General features: G+C 53.4%; 19 protein-coding genes and 5 tRNA genes. 18 read left to right on the top strand and 6 right to left on the bottom strand.

Annotated elements, in window-relative coordinates:
• Nucleotides 1–13: 13 nt before the first annotated feature.
• From cydB to pnuC, 17 genes are all read left to right on the top strand, one after another.
• On the top strand, nt 14–1,153 hold the full coding sequence (cydB, locus tag AB182_RS17560; RefSeq protein WP_047371231.1) for a cytochrome d ubiquinol oxidase subunit II: 1,140 nt from the start codon (nt 14–16) through the stop codon (nt 1,151–1,153).
• 14 nt (nt 1,154–1,167) lie between these two features.
• Nucleotides 1,168–1,284 carry a cytochrome bd-I oxidase subunit CydX gene (gene cydX, locus AB182_RS30805; RefSeq protein ID WP_064572420.1) on the top strand — a complete coding sequence of 39 codons (117 nt, stop codon included), beginning with the start codon at nt 1,168–1,170 and terminating at the stop codon, nt 1,282–1,284.
• Nucleotides 1,284–1,577: a cyd operon protein YbgE gene (gene ybgE, locus AB182_RS17555; RefSeq protein ID WP_047371230.1), complete on the top strand. Its 294-nt coding sequence runs from the start codon at nt 1,284–1,286 to the stop codon at nt 1,575–1,577. The genes cydX and ybgE overlap by 1 nt, the downstream gene beginning before the upstream one ends.
• Before the next feature lie 148 nt (nt 1,578–1,725).
• Nucleotides 1,726–2,130 (top strand): tol-pal system-associated acyl-CoA thioesterase, encoded by a 405-nt coding sequence (gene ybgC, locus AB182_RS17550; RefSeq protein ID WP_047371229.1) that lies wholly within the window; start codon nt 1,726–1,728, stop codon nt 2,128–2,130.
• On the top strand, nt 2,127–2,819 hold the full coding sequence (gene tolQ / locus AB182_RS17545; protein WP_090081892.1) for a Tol-Pal system protein TolQ: 693 nt from the start codon (nt 2,127–2,129) through the stop codon (nt 2,817–2,819). The genes ybgC and tolQ overlap by 4 nt, the downstream gene beginning before the upstream one ends.
• 3 nt (nt 2,820–2,822) lie before the next feature.
• Nucleotides 2,823–3,260 (top strand): colicin uptake protein TolR, encoded by a 438-nt coding sequence (gene tolR, locus AB182_RS17540; protein WP_041852068.1) that lies wholly within the window; start codon nt 2,823–2,825, stop codon nt 3,258–3,260.
• 38 nt (nt 3,261–3,298) lie between these two features.
• The gene (gene tolA, locus AB182_RS17535) at nt 3,299–4,618 is read left to right on the top strand and encodes a cell envelope integrity protein TolA (protein WP_047371228.1); all 1,320 of its coding nucleotides are present in this window, start codon (nt 3,299–3,301) and stop codon (nt 4,616–4,618) included.
• Between the two features lie 131 nt (nt 4,619–4,749).
• A complete protein-coding gene (gene tolB / locus AB182_RS17530; protein ID WP_047371227.1) occupies nt 4,750–6,048 on the top strand; it encodes a Tol-Pal system beta propeller repeat protein TolB in 1,299 nt (432 codons plus the stop codon).
• 27 nt (nt 6,049–6,075) lie between these two features.
• Nucleotides 6,076–6,588: a peptidoglycan-associated lipoprotein Pal gene (gene pal, locus AB182_RS17525; protein WP_041852065.1), complete on the top strand. Its 513-nt coding sequence runs from the start codon at nt 6,076–6,078 to the stop codon at nt 6,586–6,588.
• Between the two features lie 9 nt (nt 6,589–6,597).
• Nucleotides 6,598–7,386, top strand: coding sequence for a cell division protein CpoB (cpoB, locus tag AB182_RS17520; RefSeq protein WP_047371226.1), 789 nt, complete (start codon nt 6,598–6,600; stop codon nt 7,384–7,386).
• Between the two features lie 164 nt (nt 7,387–7,550).
• A tRNA-Lys gene (locus AB182_RS17515) sits at nt 7,551–7,626 on the top strand.
• A gap of 155 nt (nt 7,627–7,781) precedes the next feature.
• Nucleotides 7,782–7,857: transfer RNA gene (locus tag AB182_RS17510), tRNA-Val, on the top strand.
• A 3-nt stretch (nt 7,858–7,860) separates the two neighbouring features.
• A tRNA-Lys gene (locus AB182_RS17505) sits at nt 7,861–7,936 on the top strand.
• A gap of 142 nt (nt 7,937–8,078) precedes the next feature.
• A tRNA-Lys gene (locus AB182_RS17500) sits at nt 8,079–8,154 on the top strand.
• 27 nt (nt 8,155–8,181) lie between these two features.
• A tRNA-Lys gene (locus tag AB182_RS17495) sits at nt 8,182–8,257 on the top strand.
• A gap of 213 nt (nt 8,258–8,470) precedes the next feature.
• Nucleotides 8,471–9,514, top strand: a complete 1,044-nt coding sequence (gene nadA / locus AB182_RS17490; RefSeq protein WP_047371225.1) for a quinolinate synthase NadA — start codon at nt 8,471–8,473, stop codon at nt 9,512–9,514.
• A 37-nt stretch (nt 9,515–9,551) separates the two neighbouring features.
• On the top strand, nt 9,552–10,271 hold the full coding sequence (pnuC, locus tag AB182_RS17485) for a nicotinamide riboside transporter PnuC (protein WP_047371224.1): 720 nt from the start codon (nt 9,552–9,554) through the stop codon (nt 10,269–10,271).
• Here the strand turns inward: pnuC and zitB are convergent.
• Nucleotides 10,268–11,206, bottom strand: a complete 939-nt coding sequence (gene zitB, locus AB182_RS17480; protein WP_047371223.1) for a CDF family zinc transporter ZitB — start codon at nt 11,204–11,206, stop codon at nt 10,268–10,270. The two genes, pnuC and zitB, sit on opposite strands and share 4 nt — an antisense overlap.
• 118 nt (nt 11,207–11,324) lie before the next feature.
• Nucleotides 11,325–11,705 (bottom strand): protein YbgS, encoded by a 381-nt coding sequence (locus AB182_RS17475; protein ID WP_047371222.1) that lies wholly within the window; start codon nt 11,703–11,705, stop codon nt 11,325–11,327.
• Between the two features lie 321 nt (nt 11,706–12,026).
• On the opposite strand from AB182_RS17475, the gene aroG reads away from it, so the two are divergent.
• On the top strand, nt 12,027–13,079 hold the full coding sequence (gene aroG, locus AB182_RS17470; RefSeq protein WP_047371221.1) for a 3-deoxy-7-phosphoheptulonate synthase AroG: 1,053 nt from the start codon (nt 12,027–12,029) through the stop codon (nt 13,077–13,079).
• A gap of 185 nt (nt 13,080–13,264) precedes the next feature.
• Here the strand turns inward: aroG and gpmA are convergent, their stop codons facing one another.
• The 4 genes from gpmA to galT all read right to left on the bottom strand — a co-directional run bounded on the left by gpmA (nt 13,265) and on the right by galT (nt 17,457).
• On the bottom strand, nt 13,265–14,017 hold the full coding sequence (gene gpmA, locus AB182_RS17465) for a 2,3-diphosphoglycerate-dependent phosphoglycerate mutase (protein WP_047371220.1): 753 nt from the start codon (nt 14,015–14,017) through the stop codon (nt 13,265–13,267).
• Between the two features lie 208 nt (nt 14,018–14,225).
• Nucleotides 14,226–15,266 (bottom strand): galactose-1-epimerase, encoded by a 1,041-nt coding sequence (galM, locus tag AB182_RS17460; protein WP_047371219.1) that lies wholly within the window; start codon nt 15,264–15,266, stop codon nt 14,226–14,228.
• Nucleotides 15,260–16,408: a galactokinase gene (galK, locus tag AB182_RS17455; RefSeq protein WP_047371218.1), complete on the bottom strand. Its 1,149-nt coding sequence runs from the start codon at nt 16,406–16,408 to the stop codon at nt 15,260–15,262. The genes galM and galK overlap by 7 nt, the downstream gene beginning before the upstream one ends.
• 2 nt (nt 16,409–16,410) lie before the next feature.
• Entirely contained in the window at nt 16,411–17,457 is a 1,047-nt protein-coding gene (gene galT, locus AB182_RS17450; protein ID WP_047371217.1) for a galactose-1-phosphate uridylyltransferase, read from the bottom strand.
• Nucleotides 17,458–17,461: the final 4 nt, after the last annotated feature.

Genomic DNA, 17,461 nt, shown 5'->3' with positions numbered 1-17,461 from the left:
CAGGAGTCGTCAAATGATCGATTATGAAGTATTACGTTTTATCTGGTGGCTGCTGGTTGGCATTCTGCTGATCGGTTTTGCCGTCACCGACGGCTTCGACATGGGGGTGGGCATGCTCACCCGTTTCCTGGGTCGTAGCGATACCGAACGTCGTGTGATGATTAACTCTATCGCGCCACACTGGGACGGTAACCAGGTCTGGCTGATCACGGCGGGCGGCGCACTGTTTGCTGCCTGGCCAATGGTCTATGCCGCGGCATTCTCTGGTTTCTATGTGGCGATGATTCTTGTGCTGGCCTCCTTGTTCTTCCGTCCGGTAGGTTTTGACTATCGTTCTAAGATTGAAGAGAGCCGCTGGCGCAATATGTGGGACTGGGGCATTTTCATTGGTAGCTTTGTGCCGCCGCTGGTCATTGGTGTCGCCTTCGGTAACCTGCTGCAGGGCGTGCCGTTCAGCGTGGATGAATATCTGCGTCTGACCTACACCGGGAACTTCTTCCAGCTACTGAACCCGTTTGGTCTGCTGGCCGGTGTGGTAAGCGTGGCGATGATCATCACCCAGGGCGCAACCTATCTGCAAATGCGTACTGTCGGTGAGCTGCATCTGCGTGCGCGTGCCACGTCTCAGGTTGCCGCGCTGGTTACCACGATCTGCTTCGTGCTGGCCGGTGTGTGGGTGGTCTACGGTATTGATGGTTACGTAGTGACTTCCGCTATGGACCACCATGCGGCTTCCAACCCGCTGACGAAAGAAGTGGCGCGTCAGGCTGGCGCCTGGTTGGCGAACTTCAATAATATCCCGGCTCTGTGGGCGATCCCTGCGCTTGGCGTGGTGCTGCCGCTGCTGACCGTGCTGACTTCGCGTGCGGAAAAAGGCGCACTGGCGTTCGTGTCTTCTTCACTGACGCTGGCCTGCATCATTTTGACTGCCGGTATTGCGATGTTCCCGTTCATCATGCCGTCGAGCATTATGATGAACGCCAGTCTGACCATGTGGGATGCTACCTCCAGTCAGATGACCCTGAACCTGATGACTTTTGTGGCGCTGGTCTTCGTACCGATCATCCTGATCTACACCGCCTGGTGTTACTGGAAAATGTTCGGTCGTATTACGAAAGAAGACATTGAAAGCAACACCCACTCTCTGTACTAAGTAAGGAGCTGATAATGTGGTATTTCGCATGGATTTTAGGAACGCTTCTTGCCTGTGCTTTTGGAGTGATTACGGCGCTGGCATTTGAACATGTGGAAGCGTTGAAAGCCGGTAAGCAAGAAGAGCATTGATGAACGAGATTATCGCGAAACTTTATGCGGTAATGGATAAGCGCCCGTTAAGGGCGCTTTCCTTAATTATGGCATTAGTGCTGGCAGGGTGTATCTTTTGGGATCCCTCGCGTTTTGCGGCAAAGACCAGCGACCTTGAGGTCTGGCATGGCTTTCTGCTGATGTGGGCCGTTTGCGCTGGTGTCATTCATGGCGTGGGATTCCGTCCCCGCGCGGTTCACTGGCAAGGTATTTTTTGCCCGCTGATCGCAGACCTGGTAATGCTGGCTGGTTTGATTTTCTTCTTCTTTTGAATAAGAAATCTCCGCTTAGGACATGGGCTTGCAAAAGCCCATATATTTTTACTCTCCGTTTACTTCTACCCATTCCAAACCATCTCCCCCGCGCGTATAGTAGCGAAGTTTAAAAGCTCTAACTTTTGTTGCATTACCGGGATGTAAAGTGAATACAACGCTGTTTCGATGGCCGGTTCGTGTCTACTACGAAGATACCGACGCCGGTGGTGTGGTTTACCACGCCAGCTACGTGGCTTTTTATGAACGAGCACGCACTGAGATGCTGCGCCACCATCACTTTAGCCAGCAAGTTTTGCTGGCCGAGCGCGTCGCATTCGTGGTACGCAAACTGACGCTGGAGTATTTTGCGCCCGCCAGACTCGACGATATGCTCGAAGTCCAAACGGAAATTACATCAATGCGCGGGACCTCTCTGGTCTTCACGCAGCGGATCGTCAACGCAGAGAACAAAGTCCTGAACGAAGCTGAGGTACTGATTGTCTGTGTTGATCCACTCTTAATGAAGCCTCGTGCGCTTCCCAAGTCTATTGTCGCGGAGTTTAAGCAGTGACTGACATGAACATCCTTGATTTGTTCCTGAAGGCAAGCCTTCTGGTCAAACTTATCATGTTGATTTTGATTGGTTTTTCAATCGCATCCTGGGCAATCATCATCCAGCGAACGCGCATTCTCAACGCAGCCGGTCGTGAAGCGGAAGCCTTTGAAGACAAGTTCTGGTCTGGCATTGAACTGTCGCGTCTGTACCAGGAAAGCCAGGGGCGCCGTGATAATCTGACGGGGTCGGAACAAATCTTCTACAGCGGGTTCAAAGAGTTCGCGCGTTTACACCGCGCCAATAGCCATGCGCCGGAAGCCATTGTCGAAGGGGCATCCAGGGCGATGCGTATTTCGATGAACCGTGAGCTGGAGAACCTGGAAACGCATATTCCTTTCCTCGGTACTGTCGGTTCCATCAGTCCTTATATCGGTCTGTTTGGTACGGTGTGGGGGATCATGCATGCCTTTATCGCACTGGGTGCGGTGAAGCAGGCAACCCTACAGATGGTTGCGCCGGGTATCGCCGAAGCGTTGATCGCCACCGCAATCGGCCTGTTCGCAGCGATTCCAGCGGTAATGGCCTACAACCGCCTGAACCAGCGTGTGAACAAACTGGAACTGAATTACGACAACTTTATGGAAGAGTTCACGGCTATTCTGCATCGTCAGGCGTTTACCAGCACTGAGAGCAACAAGGGGTAAACCATGGCCAGAACGCGTGGACGGGGCAGCCGTAACAGTCGTGGCCTCAAATCCGAAATCAATATTGTTCCGCTGCTGGACGTGCTGCTGGTGCTGTTGCTGATCTTCATGGCAACCGCACCGATAATCACCCAGAGCGTGGAGGTTGACCTGCCGGATGCGACAGAGTCGAAAACCGTCAGCACCAATGACGATCCTCCGGTCATTATTGAGGTTTCCGGTGTCGGACAGTACAGCGTGGTGGTAGAGAAAGATCGTATGGATCAGCTACCGCCAGAGCAAGTGATTGCAGAAGCGCAACGTCGCCTGCAATCGAATCCGAAAACCGTTTTCTTGATCGGTGGCGCAAAAGAAGTGCCTTACGATGAAATCATTAAAGCGCTAAACCTGTTACACAGCGCGGGTGTTAAATCGGTTGGCTTGATGACGCAGCCTATCTGATCACCGGCTTAACAGGCGGCAGTTTTTGGGAACCGAGAGTGTCAAAGGCAACCGAACAAAACGACAAACTTAAACGAGCGATAATTATTTCGGCGGTGTTGCATGTGATTCTGGTTGCACTGCTGATCTGGAGTTCGTTTGATGAAAATATTGATGCCTCTGCGGGTGGTGGTGGCGGTTCTTCTATTGATGCGGTAATGGTCGATCCCGGTGCCGTTGTCCAGAATTACAACCGTCAGCAGCAGCAACAGGCCAGCGCAAAGCGTGCGCAAGAGCAGCGTGAAAAGCAGGCTCAGCAGCAGGCAGAAGAACTGCGTGAAAAACAGGCTGCCGAGCAGGAACGCTTAAAACAGCTTGAACAGGAACGTTTGCAGGCGCAAGAAGCTGCCCGTGAGCAGGCCGCAGAACAGAAAAAAGCAGAAGACGCCGCGAAGAAAGCGCAGGAAGCGCAAAAACAGGCGGAAGAAGCTGCAGCAAAAGCCGCTGCTGATGCAAAAGCGAAAGCGGATGCACAGGCAAAAGAAGCGGCGGAAGCGGCGAAGAAAGCGGCGGCAGACGCACAGAAAAAAGCGGAAGCAGATGCTGCGAAAGCCGCTGCGGATGCGAAGAAAAAAGCTGAAGCAGAAGCGGCCAAAGCTGCAGCCGATGCTCAGAAGAAAGCCGAAGTCGAAGCTGCGAAAAAAGCCGAAGCAGAAGCCGCGAAGAAAGCTCAGCAGGATGCTGAGAAGAAAGCGGCTGCGGACGCTGCGAAAAAAGCCGCAGCAGAGAAGGCCGCCGCTGAAAAAGCAGCGGCTGCCGAGAAGGCAGCGGCAGAAAAAGCCGCCGCTGAAAAAGCGGCTGCTGCTGAGAAGGCTGCTGCAGATAAGAAAGCCGCTGCTGAGAAGGCTGCCGCAGATAAGAAAGCCGCTGCTGAGAAGGCTGCTGCCGCCAAGAAAGCGGCGGCTGAAAAAGCCGCTGCCGCATCAGGCGTTGACGATCTGCTGGGCGACCTGAGTTCCGGTAAGAATGCGCCGAAAGGTCATTCCAGTGGTACCACAGGTGGTGATTCACCTGCTAAAGGAAGTAAGGCAGGCCAGGGGGGCGCGTCGCAGGCTGATATCAGTGCGTATATGTCGCAAGTACAGGCGGCGATTAAGGGCCATCTGTATGACTGGGACACTTATGCGGGCAAAACCTGTACGTTGCGTGTGAAAATTGCAGAAGACGGTACTTTGCTCTCAGTGGCGCAGGAAGGTGGCGACCCTGCTTTTTGTCAGGCGATGTTAGCCGCGACAAATCGTATGTCGAAGTTCCCTAAACCGCCAACGGCTGAGGTCTATAAGGTCTTTAGAAACGTACCTCTGGACTTTAAACCTTAGTAACGAATTCTTCTGCACAGGCAGGGAAAACAGACTAAGTTTGTCCTGGTGTTTCGGTAGTTTTGTATAATTGAGTTTGTTAACATTCTGCTAAATTATCGCGGGTTTTCCGCCCGGATAAGGGAGATAAGATGAAGCAGGCATTACGTGTAGCGTTTGGTTTTCTGATGCTGTGGGCAGCGGTGCTGCACGCAGAAGTACGTATCGAGATCACCCAGGGGGTGGACTCGGCACGCCCAATCGGTGTCGTGCCCTTCCAGTGGGCAGGCCCTGGCGGTGCGCCAGAAGATATTGGCAATATCGTGGCGTCGGATCTGCGTAACAGCGGTAAATTTAATCCTCTGGATCGTTCTCGTCTGCCTCAGCAGCCAGCGACAGCTCAGGAAGTTCAGCCAGCAGCCTGGTCTGCACTGGGTATTGATGCCGTCGTTGTGGGGCAGGTCAGCCCGAACCCGGATGGCACCTATAAAGTGGCTTACCAGTTGGTCGACACCGGCGGTGCGCCGGGTACCGTACTGGCACAGAACTCCTTCAACGTCAGCAAACAGTGGCTACGCTATGGCGCGCACACTGCCAGCGACGATGTGTTCCAGAAACTGACCGGCATTAAAGGTGCATTCCGTACCCGTATCGCGTATGTCGTGCAGAGCAATGGCGGCCAGTTCCCGTATGAACTGCGCGTCTCTGACTACGATGGTTACAATACCGCCGTCGTACACCGCTCTTCGCAGCCGCTGATGTCTCCGGCGTGGTCACCGGATGCCTCGAAACTGGCGTACGTAACCTTCGAAAGCGGTCGTTCTGCGCTGGTCATTCAGGATCTGTCCAGTACCGCTATTCGCCAGGTCGCTTCTTTCCCGCGTCACAACGGTGCGCCGGCATTCTCTCCGGATGGTTCTAAGATTGCCTTCGCGCTGTCTAAAACCGGTAGCCTGAACATCTATGTAATGGATCTGGGGTCGGGTCAAATTCGTCAGGTAACCGATGGTCGCAGTAACAACACTGAACCCACCTGGTTCCCGGATAGCCAGAATCTGGCATTTACCTCTGACCAGGCGGGTCGTCCGCAGGTTTATAAAATTAACGTTAACGGCGGTGCTGCACAGCGTATCACCTGGCAGGGTTCACAAAACCAGGATGCTGACGTAAGTGCTGACGGTAAGTTTATGGTAATGGTGAGCTCCGACGGTGGTCAGCAGCACATTGCCAAGCAGGATCTGGTAGCGGGTGGCGTGCAGGTTTTATCGTCAACGTTCCTGGATGAATCGCCGAGTCTGGCACCTAACGGCACGATGGTAATCTACAGCTCTTCTCAGGGGATGGGATCCGTGCTGAATCTGGTTTCTACAGATGGGCGTTTCAAAGCGCGTATTCCGGCGTCTGATGGACAGGTGAAATCCCCTGCCTGGTCGCCGTATCTGTCTAAATAATAATTGGTAATTAAAGGAATTAACGAAATGCAACTGAACAAAGTGCTGAAAGGCCTGATGCTGGTTCTGCCGATCATGGCAATCGCGGCCTGTTCTTCTAAAAAAGCAACCAACGACCAGAATGGCGAAGGTATGCTGGGTGCGGGCACTGGTATGAACGGCAATGGTAACATGTCTTCTGAAGAGCAAGCTCGTCTGCAGATGCAGCAGCTGCAGCAGAACAACATCGTCTACTTCGATCTGGACAAGTATGACATCCGTTCTGATTTCGCTGCGATGCTGGACGCGCACGCTAACTTCCTGCGTAGCAACCCGTCTTACAAAGTCACCGTAGAAGGTCACGCGGACGAACGTGGTACTCCGGAATACAACATCTCCCTGGGCGAACGTCGTGCTAACGCCGTTAAAATGTACCTGCAGGGTAAAGGTGTTACCGCTGACCAGATCTCCATCGTTTCTTACGGTAAAGAAAAACCTGCAGTACTGGGCCATGACGAAGCGGCTTACGCTAAAAACCGTCGTGCCGTACTGGTTTACTAAGAGAATTGCATGAGCAGTAACCTCAGACATCATCTATTGAGTCTGTCGTTACTGGTTGGCATAGCGGCCCCCTGGGCCGCTAATGCTCAAGCGCCAATCAGTAGTGTCGGCTCAGGCTCGGTCGAAGACCGCGTCACTCAACTCGAGCGTATTTCTAATGCTCACAGCCAGCTTTTAACTCAACTCCAGCAACAACTCGCTGATAACCAGGCGGATATTGACACCCTGCGTGGACAAATTCAGGAGAGTCAGTATCAGCTTAATCAGGTTGTTGAACGTCAGCAGCAAATTCAGCAGCAGATCGGTAGTCTGAGCAACGGCGGCGCAGCTGGGCAAACGCAGCAGGCTTCGGGCGATCAGGCCGGGGCAGCAGCGCAGGCGGCGCCTGACGAAGCGGCAGCCTCAGGCGCGCCGGTACAAAGCGGTGATGCCAATACGGATTACAATGCAGCCATTGCCCTGGTGCAGGATAAAGCTCGCCAGGATGACGCGATTGTCGCATTCCAGAACTTTGTTAAGAAATACCCTGATTCAACCTATGTTCCGAATGCTAATTACTGGCTGGGACAGTTGAATTACAACAAGGGTAAGAAGGATGATGCGGCGTTCTATTTTGCCTCCGTGGTGAAAAATTACCCGAAATCACCGAAAGCGCCAGATGCGATGTTTAAAGTCGGCGTGATCATGCAAGATAAAGGTGACACGGCGAAGGCGAAAGCCGTTTATCAGCAGGTGGTCGCGAAGTATCCGGGTACCGAAGGCGCAAAACAGGCGCAGAAACGTCTCGGTTCTATGTGATGAATAGCACATGACCAGAAATCGCTTTTTTTCTGGTCTTGTCGCGTGAATCATAAGCAGTCAGGTGATCTTCCTCGAAATTCTTGTTGCGCTGCGTTCTTAAATCAGTAATATATGCCGCCGTTGCCACGGGATATCAAACAAACTCAAAGCAACGCAAAAGTGGGTCGTTAGCTCAGTTGGTAGAGCAGTTGACTTTTAATCAATTGGTCGCAGGTTCGAATCCTGCACGACCCACCAATCGTTACGGTGGAAAGCGATAGTTAAACGTAAAGGATAACGTTGCGTCAGCAACGGCCCAACGGCCCAACGGCCCAAAGGGCAAGGCGAAGCCGAGTCATCCTGCACGACCCACCAACTAACATCAGTTAGTAAGATGTATCCAGCGTAGTATCGGGTGATTAGCTCAGCTGGGAGAGCACCTCCCTTACAAGGAGGGGGTCGGCGGTTCGATCCCGTCATCACCCACCACTCGGGTCGTTAGCTCAGTTGGTAGAGCAGTTGACTTTTAATCAATTGGTCGCAGGTTCGAATCCTGCACGACCCACCAATTTTAATGTCTTACTCAGATATTAAACGTGAAGGATAACGTTGCTTTAGCAACGGCCCATAGGGCGAGACGACGTCAAGTCATCCTGCACGACCCACCAATTTTTATTGGTTCCGAGTAAAAATTTCAGGCGTACCCAAACGGGTCGTTAGCTCAGTTGGTAGAGCAGTTGACTTTTAATCAATTGGTCGCAGGTTCGAATCCTGCACGACCCACCAGCCTGAAAAAATAGTACATCCCGTAAAGGGTCGTTAGCTCAGTTGGTAGAGCAGTTGACTTTTAATCAATTGGTCGCAGGTTCGAATCCTGCACGACCCACCAATGTAAAAAGGCGCCCTAAAGGCGCCTTTTTGCTATCTGCAATGCGTCCACTTCAGCTCTTCCCTTGCACTATGTCACTCGTTCGTTCATTTTCTGTGACTTTTGCCCCTCAATCCGCTATCTTGTTTAGTATATAAAACACATTCGCCTTGCCTTTGCCGCGTTGTCGAAAAAGAAAGGCATTTTGTTAAGCCAGTAAAACGAGTAAGCATGATGAGCGTAATGTTCGATCCGGAAGCCGCAATCTATCCTTTTCCGCCGAAGCCTCTTCCTCTAAGCCGTGATGAAAAAGAGTTCTATCGGGAAAAAATCAAACGCCTGTTAAAAGAGCGTGACGCCGTAATGGTTGCGCATTACTACACTGACCCGGAAATTCAGCAACTGGCGGAAGAGACGGGCGGATGTATTTCTGACTCGCTTGAGATGGCGCGCTTTGGCGCCAAACATCCGGCCTCAACGTTACTGGTCGCTGGCGTACGCTTTATGGGAGAAACCGCCAAAATCCTCAGCCCCGAAAAAACTATCCTTATGCCGACACTCAATGCCGAGTGTTCGCTGGATTTGGGTTGCCCCATCGAGGCGTTCAGCGCTTTTTGCGATGCGCATCCGGACCGAACCGTGGTGGTGTATGCCAACACCTCGGCGGCAGTCAAAGCCCGTGCTGACTGGGTCGTTACCTCCAGTATTGCTGTTGAGTTGATAGAACATCTGGATAGCCTCGGCGAGAAAATTATCTGGGCACCTGACCGCCATCTCGGTAGCTACGTACAGAAACAAACCGGAGCAGACGTGCTGTGCTGGCAGGGAGCCTGCATCGTACATGACGAATTTAAAACCCAGGCGCTGATTCGCATGAAGGCGCTTTATCCGGAGGCCGCCATCCTGGTACATCCGGAATCACCGCACTCCGTGGTTAAACTGGCCGATGCAGTGGGTTCCACCAGCCAGTTGATCAATGCCGCAAAAACGCTTCCGCATAAGCAACTTATTGTCGCCACCGACCGCGGTATCTTTTATAAAATGCAGCAGGCGGTGCCGGAAAAAGAGTTACTCGAGGCGCCGACTGCCGGTGAGGGGGCAACCTGCCGTAGCTGTGCTCATTGCCCATGGATGGCAATGAATGGCCTGAAAGCCATTGCAGAAGGTCTGGAGAACGGTGGGGAAGCGCACGAAATCCATGTCGATGCTGCACTGCGTGAAGGGGCATTGCTGCCATTGAACCGTATGTTGGATTTTGCGGCTACACTACGTCCTTAATGAGGAAAAATGCGTAAGAATACGCTCTGGGGAAAAGATGGATTTTTTTAGTACGCAGAATATCTTGGTACATATCCCGATCGGCGCCGGAGGCTACGATCTTTCATGGATTGAAGCAGTAGGCACAGTGGCGGGCCTGTTATGCATCTGGCTCGCCAGCCTGGAAAAAATCAGCAATTACGCATTTGGCTTAATCAATGTAACGCTGTTTGCCATTATCTTCTTCCAGATTCAGCTCTATGCCAGCCTGTTGCTCCAGCTGTTTTTCTTTGCCGCCAATATCTACGGCTGGTATGCCTGGTCACGGCAAACGACTTCCAACGAGGCCGTTCTGCAAATCCGCTGGTTGCCTTTGCCAAAAGCCTTAGCCTGGCTGGTGCTGTGTGCACTGGCGATTGGTTTTATGACCTTCTTTATCGATCCGGTATTTGCCGTGCTCACCCGTGTGGCGGTCTCAATAATGCAGACGTTTGGGTTGAATGTGGCTATGCCTGAGTTGCAGCCGGACGCCTTCCCGTTTTGGGACTCCTGCATGATGGTCCTTTCCATCGTTGCCATGATTTTGATGACACGGAAATATGTCGAAAACTGGCTGCTGTGGGTCATTATCAATGTCATCAGCGTGGTGATTTTCGCCCTGCAAGGTGTCTGGGCCATGTCGCTGGAATATATGATTCTGACCTTTATCGCACTCAACGGTAGCCGGATGTGGATAAATAGCGCCCGTGAGCGCGGCTCTCACGCGTTCTCGAACTAATGATGGTATGAATGGTTATGGTCTGGCTGCGTCTCGCTGAGATGGCAGTCAGGCCCACTACAGGGCTGATACTCCATCTGAATCGTCACATGTTCAATCTGGTAATGATGTACCAGGAAATGTTCAATCTGGCGCAGTAGTCCGTCGTGATCGTGCGGTGGAATCACCTGGACATGTAACGTCATCAGCGTTTTCTCTCCCACCAGCCAGACATGCACATGATGGACATCGCGTACTTCGGTAATCGCCCGACGCAGATGCCGTTTTAACGCATTGATATCCATCGATACGGGCGCGCCTTCGAGCAATTCATTGACGCTCTCACGTAATAATGCCCAGGCACTGCGTAATACCAGCACCGAGACCAGGATGGAGAGTATCGGGTCGGCAGGCGTCCAGCCGGTAAACATAATGATCAGTGCAGCAACAATGGCGCCAACGGAGCCCAGCAGATCGCCAATGACATGCAAAGCCGCCGCCCGGACATTCAGGTTCCGTTCTTCATTACCCCGATGCAGCAACCAGAATGCCAGTATATTCGCCAGCAACCCCATGACGGCAATCACCATCATTGTCATACCCGCCACGGGTTGTGGATGATAAAAGCGCTGGATTGCTTCCCAGACGATAAAAAAAGTAATCAGCACCAGCGCAATGGCGTTAATAAAGGCGGCGAGGGTGGTCAGACGAAGCCAGCCAAAGGTGCGTCGTGGCCCGGAAGGGCGGTGGGCGAAATGGACGGCCAGCAAGGCAAAAAAGAGCGCGGCGGCATCCGTCAGCATATGCCCGGCATCGGCCAGTAACGCCAGTGAGCCGGAAATCAGCCCCCCAACCACCTCGACCAGCATGAACAACGCTGTGACGCTAAAAGCCAGAAGCAGGCGTCGCGCATTGGCGTCAGCAGGGAGATGAGAGTGAGAATGTGAATGCGCCATAATGAGCCGTCCCGTGTAATTGGCGTTAGCAGCGTCCTACATCATTGCAGATCTTTAGCTGTTCAGCAGAAAAAAATGAGGAGAGCCAAAGCTCTCCCCGTTTTAACCCAGGCTATTTTTACTGCGTAGTGCCGTCGGTTTTGGTATTTGCATCATTATTAATACCGTTACCGGTCTGAACTTTCTTGTTGATATCCGGGCATTTACCGTCTTTACACTGAGAGTTTTTATGGATCTCATCCTTTGTCATGTGCTTAGTACCTGTGTGGGAGTTCATGTGTTTCTCAGTGTTAAGTTTCATACCTGATGAAGCGGAACCATTCGTCGTGGTATTGGGTTCAAGATTCGCTTTCGCATCCGGCGCCGTCTGTCCCGCACTGGCGGCAGCGTTGGCCTGGCCATTATTGGATTGAGAAGGGGAATCATCAGCGAATGCCGCACCGCTTGCCAGGGTCAGAGTTGTCGTCAAGAAAAGTGTCGCTAATTTATTCATTTTCATCATGATGCTCCTGTTCTGGTCATTATTTACCGATGCGTATCATCGGCCTGACATGCGCGAACGAACTATCACGCTCAGTAGTGAAACATGTTATGCATTACCGACTATGGCAGCACATAATATTGAAAAATAAAACAAACTAAGTATTTACACTTAAAAAGTGTAGCGCTGTTATCGCTATTCGCTACTTTCTGGCGGTTTTTAAAGGCATTCCAGGATTTTTCTGCCCGCAGTGTAAATTCGCGTTTACACTACCTGACTGACAAGTTAGATTGGAGAGATTGCATTCATTAAAATAAGTATGGCTACGCTGGAACGATCATGAATTATCAGAACGACGATTTACGCATTAAAGAGATCAACGAGTTATTACCCCCTGTCGCACTCCTTGAGAAGTTTCCTGCTACCGAAACTGCGGCCAAAACTGTCTCCCATGCCCGCAAAGCGATTCATAAAATTTTGAAAGGCAATGACGATCGCCTGCTGGTAGTGATTGGCCCGTGCTCTATTCACGATCCGGCTGCGGCTAAAGAGTATGCCGCACGTCTGCTGACGCTGCGTGAAGAACTTCAGGGTGAGCTGGAAATCGTGATGCGCGTTTACTTTGAAAAACCGCGTACCACCGTGGGCTGGAAAGGGCTCATCAACGATCCGCACATGGATAATAGCTTCCAGATCAACGACGGTCTGCGCATTGCGCGCAAGCTATTGCTGGATATCAATGACAGTGGATTACCGGCTGCGGGTGAGTTTCTCGATATGATCACCCCGCAGTACGTTGCTGACCTGATGAGCTGGGGCGCTATTGGCGCGCGGACGACGGAATCGCAGGTTCACCGTGAGCTGGCCTCTGGTCTTTCTTGCCCGGTTGGCTTCAAAAACGGTACTGACGGCACCATCAAAGTGGCTATTGACGCCATCAATGCAGCGGGTGCGCCACACTGCTTCCTGTCTGTGACCAAATGGGGCCACTCTGCGATTGTTAATACCAGCGGGAATGGCGACTGCCATATCATTTTGCGCGGTGGTAAAGAGCCGAACTACAGTGCTAAACATGTCGCCGAAGTGAAAGTTGGTCTGGAGAAAGCAGGCCTGCCCGCGCAGGTGATGATCGATTTCAGCCATGCGAACTCCAGTAAGCAATTTAAAAAGCAGATGGACGTAGGTGCTGATGTCTGCGCGCAAATTGCCGGCGGTGAAAAAGCGATTATCGGCGTGATGATCGAAAGCCATCTGGTGGAAGGCAATCAGAGTCTGGAAGGCAGCGAACCGCTGGTCTATGGCAAGAGTGTAACCGATGCCTGCATCGGCTGGGATGACACCGATACGATCCTCCGTCAGCTGGCGGCAGCGGTTAAAGCGCGTCGCCAGTAAATACGCTTCATCCTTTGGTCTGTTTCTTTGTTGGCTGCACTGGGAAAACCCGGTCACCGAGTTATCGATGCTCTCGGGGATTCCTTCCTTTGCCGCCTCGACACAGTCGTAAATGATGTTGTGTCGTGCCCCTGCAAACAAAAAAGCGTGGATTGCTCCACGCTTTTTTTGATGCCTCGCGAAAACTACTTCGCTTTACCCTGGTTGGCAACGGCAGCCGCTTTCGCCGCGATCTCATCGGCATTACCCAGGTAGTAGTGTTTGACAGGTTTGAAGTTTTCGTCGAACTCATACACCAGCGGCACGCCGGTCGGGATATTCAGTTCAAGAATTTCGTCTTCGCCCATATTATCCAGGTATTTCACCAGCGCGCGCAGGGAGTTGCCGTGAGCCGCGATGATTACGCGCTCACCGCTTTTCAGGCGCGGCAGAATGGTTTCGTTCCAGTAAGGCACTACGCGTTCGATAGTCAGCGCCAGGCTTTCGGTGGTCGGCAGCTCTTTCTCGGTCAGTTTCGCATAACGCGGATCGTGGCCCGGGAAACGCTCGTCATCTTTCGTCAGTTCCGGCGGAGTAACAGCAAAGCCGCGACGCCACTGTTTAACCTGCTCGTCACCGTATTTTTCAGCGGTTTCCGCTTTGTTCAGACCCTGCAGCGCACCGTAATGACGCTCGTTCAGTTTCCAGGATTTCTCAACCGGCAGCCAGGCCTGATCCAGTTCGTCCAGCACATTCCACAGGGTGTGGATGGCACGTTTCAGCACCGAGGTGTATGCAAAGTCGAAGGTGAAGCCTTCATCCTTCAGCAGCTTACCTGCGGCTTTTGCTTCGCTAACGCCTTTCTCGGACAGATCAACGTCATACCAACCGGTGAAGCGGTTTTCATTGTTCCACTGGCTTTCGCCGTGACGAACCAGAACCAGTTTAGTAACAGCCATACACTTACTCCTTCATAAGCCTGATTGAATGATAACAATTCTCATTATATTGCCCTGTAATGACCAGCAGCAACGATTACCCTTAACCATAGCGAAAATAGTGGCCCAGTGTAAGGTGCTTGTGAATTAGTGGTTACCATTTTGTCGATGAATGGCCGATATTTCAGCGAAATGGGCAAAAAAAACCCTCCGTATGGAGGGTTGGTTATCAGGCGGGAATAAAGTGATATTCCGTCAGGCTGACATACTCATCGCCGGGTCGCAGAATACAGCTGCCGTGAGGATAGTCCGGATGGTTCGGGCTGTCGGGTAAAAATTCACTTTCCAGTGCCAGACCCTGCCACGCACTGTAGGCCGTATTGCCGCGAGCGGGTGTCCCTTCAAGGAAATTCCCGGAGTAAAATTGTAGCGCCGGGGCAGACGTATAGACGGACATTTGCAGCTTATTGTCCGCCGACCAGACATGGGCCGCAGGCTGGCTGGCATCACCTTTAGCCTGCAGCAAAAACGCATGGTCGTAACCTTTCACCACCCGCTGATCGTCATCACTCAGGAAATCCTGAGCCAGCGTTTTCGGCTGACGGAAATCAAAGCTGGTCTGCGCCACATTTTTCAGGTCGCCCGTCGGGATACCCATGCTGTCGACCGGCAGATAGGCATCCGCCAGCAGTTGCAGCCTGTGGCTACGCACATCGCTCTGTTCGCCGTTGAGATTGAAGTAGGCGTGATTGGTCAGGTTAACCGGACAAGGCTTATCGGTCGTCGCACGATACTCGATAGCCAGGCGGTTATCTTCACCAAGGCGATAAAGCACGCTGGCGTTCACTTTACCAGGAAAACCCTGGTCGCCATCAGGCGAGGTTAATGAGAGCAGCGCTTCGCTGTCATTTTGTCGCTCAATTAGCCAGCGGCGCTTATCAAACCCTTCCGGGCCGCCGTGCAGCTGGTTTTCGCCCTGACTTGGCACGAGCGCCCAGGTTTCCCCGTCGAGGACAAACTGGCTTTTAGCGATCCGATTCGCATAGCGCCCAACGGATGCGCCCAGAAACGCGTTCTGGTGAATATAGTGTTCGGGGGTGGCGCAACCGAGTAGCGCTTCACGCACCGAGCCATCGGAAAGTGGCACCCGTGCCGACAGCAACGTAGCGCCCCAGTCCATGACGGTGACCACCATCCCTGCGCTGTTGCGCAGGGTAATCAGACGGAAGGGCAGTCCATCTGGCGCTGCCCCGGAAGATTCATTTAGCACTGTCCCGCTCCCTGTGAAGGTTTGCACACGTAAAATGTCTCTTTAATACCGGTTTTGGCTTCGTACTGCGCCGCAACGGCCTCTTTCACCGCTGGCACCAGTGCTTCCGGCACCAGCGCGACCACGCAGCCGCCGAAACCGCCGCCGGTCATGCGCACCCCGCCTTTGTCGCCGATGGTGGTCTTCACAATCTCCACCAGGGTGTCGATTTGCGGCACGGTGATTTCGAAATCGTCACGCATGGAGGCATGCGATTCCGCCATCAGGACGCCCATTCGCTGCAGGTCGCCTTTTTCCAGTGCGTCGGCAGCCTCCACGGTACGCGCATTTTCAGTCAGCACATGGCGGACGCGCCGGGCAACCACCGGATCCAGTTCGTGCGCGACGGCATTGAACTGATTGATATTCACGTCACGCAGCGCTTTTTGCTGGAAGAAACGTGCACCGGTTTCACACTGTTCACGGCGGGTGTTGTACTCGCTGCCCACCAGGGTGCGTTTAAAGTTACTGTTGATAATGACGATGGCGACGCCCTCCGGCATGGAGACCGCTTTGCTGCCCAGCGAGCGACAGTCGATCAGCAGTGCGCTGCCTTTTTTACCCAGCGCCGAGATGAGCTGGTCCATGATGCCGCAGTTACAGCCGACAAACTGGTTTTCCGCTTCCTGGCCGTTGAGGGCGATTTGCGTGCCGTCCAGCGGCAGGTGGTACAGCTGCTGAAACACGGTGCCGACCGCCACTTCCAGCGAGGCGGAAGAGCTCAGGCCCGCACCCTGCGGCACGTTGCCGCTGATGACGAGGTCTGCGCCGCCAAACGTGTTGTCACGTTTTTGCAGATGTTTCACCACGCCACGCACATAGTTTGACCACTGTTGCGAAGGGTGGGTCACGATGGGGGCGTCCAGCGAGAATTCATCCTGCTGGTCGTCGTAGTCGGCGGCGATAACGCGCACGGTCCGATCTGTCCGCGTGGCGCAGCTGATGACGGTCTGGTAATCAATGGCGCAGGGCAGCACAAACCCGTCGTTATAATCGGTATGTTCGCCGATCAGGTTTACGCGCCCCGGGGCCTGAAGGGTATGGGTGGCAGGGTAGCCAAATTTTTCAGCAAACAGGGACTGTGTTTTTTCTTTCAGACTCATGGTTAAACTCCGGATTCGCGGAAATGAACAGCGCTGACCGCGCGCAGACGTTCAGCCGCCTGTTCTGCCGTCAGGTCACGCTGCGTCTCGGCCAGCATTTCATAACCGACCATAAACTTACGTACCGTGGCGGAGCGTAATAACGGCGGGTAAAAATGCGCATGCAACTGCCAGTGACTGTGATCCTGTTGTGTGAAGGGCGCCCCGTGCCAGCCCATCGAGTAGGGGAAGGAGCACTGAAACAGGTTATCGTAACGGCTGGTCAGCTGCTTGAGGGCCAGCGCCAGGTCGCCACGCTGCGCGTCGGTTAAGTCGGTGATCCGCCGGATATGCGCTTTGGGTAACAGCAGCGTTTCAAACGGCCAGGCTGCCCAGTAGGGCACCACGGCCAGCCAGTGTTCGGTTTCAACGACGGTACGGCTGCCGTCCCTGCGCTCACGTTCGGCGTAATCCACCAGCATGGGGGAGCCGTACTGGCGGAAATAGTCACTCTGCAGGCGGTCTTCACGTTCGGCTTCATTGGGCAGGAAACTGTTGGCCCACACCTGGCCATGCGGGTGCGGGTTCGAGCAGCCCATTGCCGCGCCTTTATTCTCAAAGACCTGAACCCACGGGTACGTCCGGCCCAGATCGGCGGTCTGCTCCTGCCAGGTTTTCACCACCTCTTCCAGCGCGCTCAGGCTCAGTTCCGGCAGGGTTTTGCTGTGATCCGGCGAAAAGCAAATAACGCGACTGGTGCCGCGCGCGCTCTGGCTGCGCATCAGCGGATCGCTGCTTTCCGGCGCGTCCGGCGTGTCGGTCATCAGTGCCGCAAAGTCATTGGTAAAGACATACGTACCGGGATAATCGGGGTTTTTATCGCCGGTGACACGGGTGTTGCCCGGACATAAAAAACAGTCGGGATCGTGGGACGGCAGGGTCTGTTTCGCCGGGGTTTCCTGGGCGCCCTGCCAGGGGCGTTTGGCCCGGTGCGGCGATACCAGAATCCATTGCCCTGTCAGCGGGTTATAACGGCGATGCGGATGATCGACCGGGTTAAATTGCGTCATGACC

Source organism: Phytobacter ursingii, from assembly GCF_001022135.1.
Taxonomy (GTDB): Bacteria; Pseudomonadota; Gammaproteobacteria; order Enterobacterales; family Enterobacteriaceae; genus Phytobacter; species Phytobacter ursingii.
Note: the sequence above shows the minus strand (reverse complement) of the source record. Positions and strands in the feature narration are given on the sequence as shown.